The following is a 10,657-nucleotide window of genomic DNA, read 5'->3' on the forward strand; positions in this document are numbered from 1 at the left end:
ATTACCTCCCAATTTTTCCCTGAACAGGAATTATTTAAAGTATTTTTAATTAGAATGTTTTCCACAAATATTTCTTTCTTTTAAAAAAAGATTTTTAATGAGCGTGCTCAACCTCTTCAATATAGAATTTTTCTGAATCGAGTTTTTCAGTTGGCGTCATTTTCACTTTATAGTTTTGTCCACTGGTCTTTAAAATTGCTTTAATTTCCGCGACAGCAATTACAGGAAAATATTTAGCAAAAAGAAAGTAACAGGTAAAGAACAATCCAAACGTTCCGAGGTAAAACCCAATTTCCCAAATGCTGGGACTATAATAAGTACTCCATGAAGAAGGAAGAAAATCCCTGTAAATTGAAGTTACAATAATTACGAACCTTTCAAACCACATACCTACATTAACCAATACTGCCATAAAGAAAGTAAATGTTATATTCCTCCGTAATTTCCTTGACCAGAATAACTGCGGTGATACAACATTGCAAAACATCATTCCATAATATGCCCAGCCATAAGGGCTAAAAATGTTTACTCGGTTTTGGCGAAAAGCCCACCATTCATATGGATTCTGGCTATACCATGCAATAAATAATTCACTTAAATACGCGATACCAACAATAGATCCGGTAAGAACAATTACTTTATTCATTGCTTCAATGTGCCCTACCGTTATATAATCTTCCAGGTGTAAAACTTTGCGGGTTATAATTAATAGTGATTGCACCATAGCAAATCCGGAAAAAATTGCACCCGCAACAAAATAAGGAGGAAATATTGTTGTATGCCAGCCAGGAATTACCGACGTGGCAAAGTCCATGGATACAATTGTATGAACTGATAAAACGAGAGGCGTTGCTAAACCTGCTAAAACAAGAGAAAGACTCTCATGCCGTTGCCAATGCTTAGTGCTTCCTGTCCAGCCAAAAGAAGCTAGTCCATAAAACATTTTTCTAAATTTTGTCTTCGCCCTATCACGCACCGTTGCAAGGTCGGGCAGCAATCCGGAATACCAAAATAGTAAAGAAACAGTGAAATAAGTAGAGACTGCAAACACGTCCCATAACAAAGCCGAATTAAAGTTAGGCCACAAAGGTCCCCGGCTATTAGGATAAGGCATTACATAAAACCCAACCCACACACGGCCCATGTGAAATATTGGGAATTGCCCGGCGCACATTACCGCAAAAATTGTCATAGCTTCTGCAGCCCGGTTTACACCTGTTCTCCAACCTTGCCTGAACAACAACAGAATTGCTGAAATAAGCGTTCCCGCATGACCAATACCGATCCACCAAACGAAATTGGTGATGTCCCATCCCCAGCCAATAGTGTGATTGATGTTCCATTGGCCTATTCCGTACGCAACCTCGCGGTAAACTGAATAAACCCCAAAAAGTAAAAGGCATAACGCAATCGAAAGCCCGATCCACCATAATCTGCCGGGTCTTGCTTCTATAGGTCCAATGATATCCTCTGTTACCTGGTGATAATTTTTATCTCCGTCTATCAAAGGTTCCCTTAACTGCGATTCGTATTTTAATAATGACATATTCTGTTTTAGCTTTTGCTACAGTTTGAATACTGTATTCTTTAATTTATATGTTACATTAAATTATTAGCTCTCCTTTTTACTTAGATTTCCAACCATTCTATCCGTGTTTCTTATCTTTTCCAGATAGTTAACATTCGGCAACGTATGTAGTTCTTCCAGTACATAAAACTTTCTTTCCTTTTGTTCCCTCGCCCTCAATTTGGCAATTTTGCTATCCTTATCATTCACATTTCCAAACATTATGGCATGCGTAGGGCAAGCTTGCATGCATGCCGTTTTTACTTCCTGGTCTTTTAAGGGACGATCTTCTTTTTTGGCATTTAACTTTCCTTCCTGGCAACGTTGTACGCAAAAACTACATTTTTCCATTACCCCTCTTGAACGTACTGTTACGTCAGGATTCAACACCATTCTTTCCAAATCTGCGTTCAGTTCCGCGGTGGCATCGGAAATAATTCCCCTTTGATTATCCGGGAAACTATCCGCCCCGTTATAATCTGCCCAGTTGAAACGACGTACTTTATAAGGGCAGTTATTTGCGCAATATTTTGTCCCGATACACCTGTTATATATCATTTGGTTAAGTCCCTCACTGCTATGGTTAGTCGCAGATACCGGACAAACATTCTCGCAGGGAGCATTATCACATTGCTGGCATGTCATCGGTTGAAAAACGATGTCAGGATTTTGCGGATCACCGGTAAAATACCTGTCAATGCGAATCCATTGCATATCGTGGAACCTTGAGACTTCATATTTACCAACTGTAGAAATATTATTTTCGGCCACACAGGCGACAGTGCACGCAGAACAGCCTATACATGTATTCAGGTCTATACTCATTCCCCATTTAATTCCCGGTTTGTCAAACACTGGGTATAAAGTGCCGTCGCGTTCAAAATTTTCACCAAACTTCTTTAACTCTTTTTCGCGGTCTTCCTGAACTTCATCAGGCCTTGCAATAAAGTCTTTAAGTGTGATTTCTCTTACTACAGGTCGTCCCTCAGTAATCTGGTGAACCTGCGTTTGAGCAATAGGATACGTCGTTCCAGTTTTTTCTATAGTTGCAAGTGCGGAATAAGAAACGGTCGTTCCATTATAAGAAGCAAACGGATATACATTTACACCAACGCCATTAGCTGCCGGACCAATATATTCCGCAGTTTTTTCGCTATTAATACTTTTTCTTCCGTAGCCAACTGCAATTGCAATTATATTGGGATGAATTCCAGGAATGATTAGTATGGGAAGCTCTAATGATTTCCCATTAACCGTTACTTTAATAACCGGCTTTTGAACATGGACTTCATATTTGTCCATATCATTCCTGTTAAAAATATCTACGTCAAACAAAGATTTACCCATTTGAGGAGATATCATTGCATAATTGTCCCAGGTAGCTTTTGAAATAGGGTCGCTTACTTCTTGGAGCCATGCATTATTTGCCCGGCTGCCCGTTCCAATTGAAACGTTTTGATAAAGCACTAACTCAATTTCTCCTCCCTTTACAGTACCAATTTTGGACGAAGCATCAGTAACATTTCCCGAAAATGGAAGACTTCCCATTGCTATTACAGGTACTTCTGAAGCAGATTTATTTGAAGTGGAGTCAGACGCCCCAATTGCTGATGAAGTTGCATCAGCCGTAGCTGACGTTAAATCAAAAACGTTAACGAAAGCGGATTGTGTCTTAAGTTCGGAATTTTCCATTATTCCATCCTGCAAAAATCTTTCGAATTTTTCGAGCCCGAGCTTTTGATCATTGATCCAGTAATTTCTAAAATATGCCTCATAGTCATTTGCATAACCTGTAAGCTTTAAAAGCGAAGATTCAAATTGGCGGGTTTTAAATAACGGGTGAATGAGTGGTTGTATAACACTCACATAACCGGTCTGCAGTTCGGCATCTCCCCAGCATTCCAGCCAATGGTGCGATGGAATTACATATTTACACAGCTCCGTTGTTTCATCCATTTTTTCACTGTACGAAACAGTAAATGGGCACTTTTTCAACCCGGCAATAAATTGATCAGCAGCAAAATAACTGTAGGCCGGATTGGCTCCATAAACCAAAAGTCCTCCCAAATTGCCCGCATTAAGATCTGCTGTAAGCGCAACCATATCTGCGTCTATTCCCTGTCGGTAGTTAACAGTGGAATTCCAGTCAATCGTTTTACCACCTGCACCAATTGCTTCATTTATTGCATTGACTATTATCTGGATGTTGGGATCATTGCTGCCACAAACTACAAGAGCTGCTCCTTTATTAGCAGAAAGGTCCGCTGCAGCTTTTTTAATCCCGTCAGCAACTTTTCCTGAAATGTTTGAAGAAGTTCCACCTCCCAGCGCACCTAAAAGTGCGAGTGCTACAGCACCGGTTTCAGAAGGTTTATGTAAATACCGTTCATCTGCATTTGCTCCCGTAATACTGTAATGACTTTCAAACTGGTAATGTTTACTCATCGCCGGTCTTTCTTCATCAATTCTGCGGTTTTGAGCGTATTGATTTGCAAAAACAACAGGGCTTAACCATGTAGTTAAAAAATCTGCACCGAGGCTTACTATCACTTTTGCGTTCTCAAAATGATAAGCAGGAATTGCCTTTTTGCCATAAGAAGCCTGGTTAGCCAATATCATTCCGCTGTATGAGACGGCATCGTATTGAACGTGTCGACTACCTGGATATTTAGCCAGGAATTCCGAAATAATCTGCTTCGTAGTTATCGACGTAACTGATGAAGTTAACAGAACTACCGGTTTGCCCGAAATGGAGCCCAATCCGTCCGCTACCATTTTATCAATTGCCTCGAATGTTGCTTCTTTACCATTAGCCTGCGGATAGCGAAGTCGCGTCGTGTCATATAAATCCAGAACCGAAGACTGACATTGCGCAGAAGTTCCGCCGTTAGTGAGCGAAGAAAGATCGTTTCCTTCAATTTTAATTGGCCTGCCCTCTCTTTGTTTTACAACTACCGGAACCGCATCGCCATCATTCAAGTAAGTAGAAGCGTAATAGTTTGGAACACCCGGAAGCATGTCATCGGGCTTATTTAAAAAAGGAATGGTTTTGCGAACCGGCATTTCACAACTTGCAACAAGCGTTGCGGCGGCGGTGCTAAATCCCATGTATTTTAGAAAATCCCTGCGTGGTGTTTTAGCATTAAAAATAGACTCATTACTTAACACTTCAAAAGGAAGTTCTTCTTTGAATTCATTTTTTAATTTCTTCAGCCCATCTTCATTTTGATGTAGTTCCTCAAAATTTTGCCAATACTTTTTATCGCTCATTTATTTCTATTTGAAAAATTCTAAAAATTCCAAAAAACTAAAGACGTTTATTTCTATGTTTGATTTCGACACGAGCATTTTTTTACACCCGCATTTTTGCTTTTTTATCAATAGTGACATTTCATACATTCGGTACCGCCGATTTTTTCAACAGTTACACTATCATACTTGTGATCTTTTATGTCCTGATGAAATTTTTCGTAAATGCTATAAAACTTGTTGCCGTGGCCTGCATCATCGTTGAATTGAACATTCGTAGTGCGGTGGCAGTTCACACACCATCCCATGCTTAGGTCGGCGAACTGTTTCACTTCATCCATCTTTTGAATTTCACCATGGCACGTTTGGCACTGTACTCGGCCAACTTTAACGTGTTGTGAGTGATTGAAGTAAACAAAATCAGGCAGATTATGTATTCTTACCCATTCAATAGGTTTACCTGGCTTATCGTAAGTTTTTGTGGCTGGGTTCCATCCTGCAGCCGCGTAAAGTTTTTGAATTTCCCCATTGGCGTCTACAGCACTTCCATCTTCCCTGGTTAATGGTTTACCCCCGAAATCTTTTACAGCCATATGGCAGTTCATACATACGTTTACTGAAGGAATATTGGCATGTTTACTATCCTGGGCGCCACTATGGCAATATAAACAACTTATCTGGTTGTCGCCGGCATGAACCCGGTGGGAATAATAAATTGGCTGTACCGGTTGATATCCCTGCATTCTACCTAATCCCATAGCGCCTTCAACCAAAAAATATCCGCCAAACAGAAAGAGAACAATTATCACCAATAATAAATAAGCTTTATTGCGGTAAAATGGAACTGGGGTTGGAGTCTTAAGGCCGTCTTTTTCATCGGTAAGTTTTTTGAGATTACTATTAACCTGCAAAAGAACAAATCCTATTAATGCCAATATTAAAGTGAGAATTCCATATAAAAGAGAGTTATCAGACTGGGGTTCCGTAACCGGACCTTCTGGTGCTCCGCCTGGCTTTTTATAATTATTTGCATAATCGAGTATAGCGTCAATATCTTCCTTTTTCAAATCAGGAAACGAAGTCATTATCACATTTCCAAACTGCGCTTTCAACTTCATGGCATACGGATCTGTATTTACCATGGTGGTTGTATTAGGCACCCACTTATACACCCAATCCTTAGACGGTTCCCTGTCCCGAGCTCCCTTAAGTGCCGGGCCAACGTATGCTTCCAGTGGTTTATGACAACTGGCGCAGTTAGCTTTGAAGAGCGTTTCTCCATCGCCTGCAAATAAAAATTGAGGAGAAGAAATTAATGTAAGGAAAAAAAGTATAGCGGTTGTTCTAAGAAAAAGCCTGGTGAGTTGGTTCATACACTTAGTACCTGTCTTGATAATGGAAAAAATTCTATTGGCGCAAAAATAAGGCAGGATGTTGACAAACTGTGAACATTTTTTATTTTTTTTTATCCTTGCCCAGCCTGAATTTCAGATGACTATTGTCGTGAGAGCCAGCGATATGAGTTCCATATTAGGAAAATGAAACAATCAAAATTTTGAAAATATATACGCTATTTTAAAATCAAAAAAATGCATCTTTGGTGCATCTTAAGTTTAATGAATAAAATCTTGAATAGCTAAATAATATAGTATGTTTCTTCTCCAATCGACATTGAAACGAAAAATCAATTTGTAGTTATACAGGAACCCACCGTTTACTTTAAATGAAACAGGAAACTATCCATATCGCCATTTTTGCGTCAGGAGCCGGAAGCAATGCGCAAAAAATTATCGACTACTTTAGAAATTCTGCGAAAGTAGAAATTAGTGTAATAGTTTGTAATAACCCCAACGCCGGCATCTTAAAGATTGCAGCAAATGAAGGCATTCCTGTCTTAATGATAGAGAAACAAATGTTTCGCAACACAGGCTATGTTGCGGAATTGAAAAATTATAAAATACAATTCATTGTACTCGCCGGGTTCTTATGGAAAATACCTCCGGTACTAATTGAAAATTTTAGAAACAAGATGGTAAACATACACCCGGCGCTGCTACCGGCATACGGAGGAAAAGGAATGTATGGAAATGCGGTGCATGAGGCTGTGCTGGCAGCGAAGGAAAAACTCAGTGGTATTACCATTCATTTCGTGGACGAAAAATATGATCATGGAAAAATTATTTTTCAATCCACATGCCCGGTTGATGAAAATGAAACTGTCGGAAGCCTTGCGCAAAAAATTCATCAGTTGGAACACGCGTCATACGCAAAAGAAATAGAAAGATTAATAGACACTAAGGAAAGTATTTAAAAAATTTCAGCTTGCTTTTTAAGGGCGAAACTATTTACAAAATCAGCGTTAAAAAAAGATTGCTTTGCAATTTGATAAGATCATTAATGTAATATTACGCATCATAAATATTTTGAAAAGACTTCTACTATTCAGGCTTTTTTTACTTTTTATATTATTGCAGCTTCTGCAGTTTACAAAAGCTTTTGGGCAAATTACCATCTCCGGAACTGTTTACGACTCCACAAAACTTTACGTGGTACCGGGCGTAAAGGTTTCCAGCACTTCCGGCCTTGAAACGGTAACAGATTCGTTAGGTGCCTATCATATAAATGTATCAGAAAGTGATTCCATCAGTTTTAATTTCAGGGGCAAATCAACGGTAAAGTTTCCGGTGAAGTTGATGACGGATTATACGGCTTTTGATATTTCCTTGCGGATAAAGATCAACGCCAAATACAAATTATTGCAGGGGGTAACTGTTTTTTCAAATACCTACCACGCCGATTCTTTAGAAAACCGGATGGAATATTCGAAAATTTTTGATTATGAAAAGCCTGGCTTACGATCATCTTTCGAGCCGGGAGGAGCAGCAGGAGTCGATCTTGATGCCCTGATTGAAATGTTCAACCGAAGAAAAAGAAAAGAGAACCTGGCTTTTCAAAACAGGTTAATCCTGAATGAACAGGAACGGTATGTTAAATACCGTTTCAGCCCGAAGGTTATTCATAGAGTTACCGGGCTTAGCGGAGATACGCTTACGCGTTATATAAACCTCTACACGCCTTCCTACGAGTTCGTAGTATCAAGTACATTGGCAGAATTCTACCAATACATTTTGAGCACTTCTTATGCATTTAAAAAAGAACAAGGGATTCGATAACTACCCAAGTTAAAACATAAATAAATCTGGCAGGCTAACGGTCATACCTAATTGAAAATGGAAAATTCGCTGTTTACGGAGCATCTCAATGTTCCAAAATCCCTAAAATAAATTTCTCTAAATTGTAGTAGATTTTATCTTGAACAAATAGCTTTTAAAAATGTTAACCCGTTTATTTTTCCTTTAATAAAAAACATTATTAAATGCTAAAAGGAACTATGCTGCAGTGTTTCCACTGGTATTTACCGGGCGATGGAACATTATGGAAACAAATAAGAAAAGACGCACTTCGACTTAAGAAACTCGGGTTTACAGCAATATGGCTGCCACCGGCTTTTAAGGCCACAGCCGGTGGATACAGTACTGGTTACGACAGCTATGATTTATACGATCTTGGCGAATTTGATCAGAAAGGCAGCATAAGAACTAAATACGGTACTAAAGGAGAATATATCAATGCTATTAAAGCGATCCGGGCAAAGGGTATGTATTCTATCGTTGATATTGTTTTGAATCATAAAGCAGGCGGTGATGAAATTGAAAAAATACAGGTTGTAAAAGTAAATCCCGATAACCGGAATGAAGTGATTTCTGAACCTTTCGAAATAGAAGCTTTTACAAAATTTACTTTCCCCGGCAGGAAAAAAAAGTATTCCTCTTTCATTTGGGATTATATGTGTTTCACAGGGGTTGACTATGCTTATAACCTCAGTGAAGGCGGCATATTTAAAATCTTAAACAGTTTTGGGGATGGCTGGCAGGAAATGATAGACGACGAGAAGGGCAACTACGATTACCTCATGTATAACGATATTGATTTTAGAAACAGCTCAGTTCGTGAAGAGCTGGGCAGATGGGGTAAATGGTATTTCGACAAGGTAAAATTTGACGGGGTTCGCCTGGACGCAGTTAAACACATGCCTGCTTCCTTCTACAACGAATGGTTAGATAACCTTCGCCAAAGTGCAGGTAAAGAAATATTTGCCGTGGGCGAATATTGGGCGCCCGGAAAATTACATCTACTCGTAAAATATATAGAAGCAACGCAGGGAAGAATGAGCCTTTTTGATTCTTCACTACAGCTTAATTGTCACCAGGCTTCCAAAAAGGGAAATAATTTTGATATGCGGACCATATTTGATAACACCCTTGTAAAAATTATGCCTGATAAAGCGGTTACGGTTATCGACAATCACGATACACAGCCATTGCAGGCTTTGGAAGCCCCGGTGGAGCCTTGGTTCAAGCCGTTGGCTTATGCGCTGATTTTGCTTCGTGACGAAGGATACCCTTGTGTTTTTTACCCCGATCTTTACGGAGCTAATTACAAAGACCACGGAAAAGATGGCAATGAATACGATATATGGACCCCTGCTGTTGAAAATATAGAACTTTTATTGAAAGCCCGCAGGGACCATGCTTACGGAACACAACGGGATTATTTTGATCATGCCAATTGTATTGGTTGGATAAGGGAGGGTGATGACCAACACAGCGGTTGCGCCGTCGTTCTCACTAACGGTGATAACGGCAACAAAACAATGGAGATTGGTAAAAGGTATGCTGGTAAAATATTTGTTGACCTGCTTAAAAAAAATAAAACCAAAATAATAATTAACGAGGACGGATGGGCGGAGTTTTTTGCACCTGCTGGCGGAGTTTCAGTATGGGTGGAGAAACCCAGCCGATCTTAATCAACTTCACGCGCAATAATTTGTTTTGTTTATTGATAAGAAATACCACACATCCTTAATCTTCTTTCGTGTAATAAATTTTTTACTACTTTACTTTTTAATTTTTAATTGCTTATCCAGGCCTCTAAAGGCCCTTTTAATTTCTTAATGCCTAAATTAATTTCATGAAGAAGCTTGTATTGTTTTTATCTTTTCAATTTTTTATACTCTCTCTTTTTGCACAAACCGATGCTGGTTTATATCGATATCCTGACGTTTCAAAAACACAAATTGTTTTTACCTATGCCAATGATCTTTGGGTAATTCCTAAAGAAGGGGGCGAAGCAATTAAATTAAGTTCGCCGGCAGGGGTGGAGAGTTTTCCAAAATTTTCGCCTGATGGAAAGAGCATCGCTTTCACAGGAAATTATGACGGCAATAAAGATGTCTACGTTATCCCAACGATGGGAGGAGTTCCGGTAAGGCTTACTTCTCATGGATATCCTGACCGTGTTGTTGGCTGGCAACCTGATGGAAAAAAAGTTCTCTTTGCATCGGGAAGAGAAAGCGGCAGAGACAGATTTAATCAATTGTACACGATTGCTTCGACCGGTGGCCCTGCAGACAAACTTCCCTTAGCCTACGGAGAATTTGCTTCTTATTCTCCTGATGGAAAAGAAATTGCTGTTACTTTTCGCACACAGGCATTTCGAAACTGGAAAAGATACCGCGGCGGATGGAAAGCTGATATTCATATTTTTAATCTAACCAACAATACGTCAGAAAATATTACTGCTCTTGATACAGAAGCTGGCAACGAATTTCCGATGTGGCATAACAACGAAATTTATTTTCTTACCGATCGCGGACCAGAGTTAAGAATGAATTTGTGGAAGTATAATACTAAAACAAAAGTTGCCCAACAGATTACCAATTTCAAAGATTATGATATTCATTTCCCCTCTGCTGGCCCCGATGATATTGTTTTTGAAGAA

The 10,657-nt window shown here is 39.3% G+C and carries 6 protein-coding genes and 1 pseudogene; 4 read left to right on the forward strand and 3 right to left on the reverse strand.

Going from position 1 to position 10,657, the window contains the following annotated elements:
- Nucleotides 1-94 precede the first annotated feature (94 nt).
- From nrfD to ACO1O5_RS22055, 3 genes are all read right to left on the reverse strand, one after another.
- Nucleotides 95-1,546 carry an NrfD/PsrC family molybdoenzyme membrane anchor subunit gene (nrfD, locus tag ACO1O5_RS22045; protein WP_486274149.1) on the reverse strand — a complete coding sequence of 484 codons (1,452 nt, stop codon included), beginning with the start codon at nucleotides 1,544-1,546 and terminating at the stop codon, nucleotides 95-97.
- A 66-nt stretch (nucleotides 1,547-1,612) separates the two neighbouring features.
- Nucleotides 1,613-4,837 carry a TAT-variant-translocated molybdopterin oxidoreductase gene (locus tag ACO1O5_RS22050; protein WP_486274151.1) on the reverse strand — a complete coding sequence of 1,075 codons (3,225 nt, stop codon included), beginning with the start codon at nucleotides 4,835-4,837 and terminating at the stop codon, nucleotides 1,613-1,615.
- A gap of 107 nt (nucleotides 4,838-4,944) precedes the next feature.
- A complete protein-coding gene (locus ACO1O5_RS22055; protein ID WP_486274153.1) occupies nucleotides 4,945-6,189 on the reverse strand; it encodes a c-type cytochrome in 1,245 nt (414 codons plus the stop codon).
- Nucleotides 6,190-6,539: 350 nt separating this feature from the next.
- Here ACO1O5_RS22055 and purN point away from each other — a divergent pair, with 350 nt between their 5' ends.
- The 4 genes and pseudogenes from purN to ACO1O5_RS22075 form a co-directional block, all read left to right on the forward strand.
- Nucleotides 6,540-7,127 carry a phosphoribosylglycinamide formyltransferase gene (gene purN / locus ACO1O5_RS22060; RefSeq protein ID WP_486274154.1) on the forward strand — a complete coding sequence of 196 codons (588 nt, stop codon included), beginning with the start codon at nucleotides 6,540-6,542 and terminating at the stop codon, nucleotides 7,125-7,127.
- Nucleotides 7,128-7,239: 112 nt separating this feature from the next.
- Nucleotides 7,240-7,989, forward strand: a complete 750-nt coding sequence (locus ACO1O5_RS22065; protein WP_486274156.1) for a peptidase associated/transthyretin-like domain-containing protein — start codon at nucleotides 7,240-7,242, stop codon at nucleotides 7,987-7,989.
- Nucleotides 7,990-8,192: 203 nt separating this feature from the next.
- The gene (locus ACO1O5_RS22070; RefSeq protein ID WP_486274158.1) at nucleotides 8,193-9,683 is read left to right on the forward strand and encodes an alpha-amylase; all 1,491 of its coding nucleotides are present in this window, start codon (nucleotides 8,193-8,195) and stop codon (nucleotides 9,681-9,683) included.
- A gap of 164 nt (nucleotides 9,684-9,847) precedes the next feature.
- A pseudogene (locus ACO1O5_RS22075) lies at nucleotides 9,848-10,657 on the forward strand (hypothetical protein); the annotation flags it as partial.

Source organism: Ginsengibacter sp., assembly GCF_057362405.1.

Bases quoted from the DNA above. Each gene is read 5' to 3' on its own strand.
- nrfD (WP_486274149.1), bottom strand. From the start codon at position 1,546: ATGTCATTATTAAAATACGAATCGCAGTTAAGGGAACCTTTGATAGAC.
- ACO1O5_RS22050 (WP_486274151.1), bottom strand. From the start codon at position 4,837: ATGAGCGATAAAAAGTATTGGCAAAATTTTGAGGAACTACATCAAAAT.
- ACO1O5_RS22055 (WP_486274153.1), bottom strand. From the start codon at position 6,189: ATGAACCAACTCACCAGGCTTTTTCTTAGAACAACCGCTATACTTTTT.
- purN (WP_486274154.1), top strand. From the start codon at position 6,540: ATGAAACAGGAAACTATCCATATCGCCATTTTTGCGTCAGGAGCCGGA.
- ACO1O5_RS22070 (WP_486274158.1), top strand. From the start codon at position 8,193: ATGCTAAAAGGAACTATGCTGCAGTGTTTCCACTGGTATTTACCGGGC.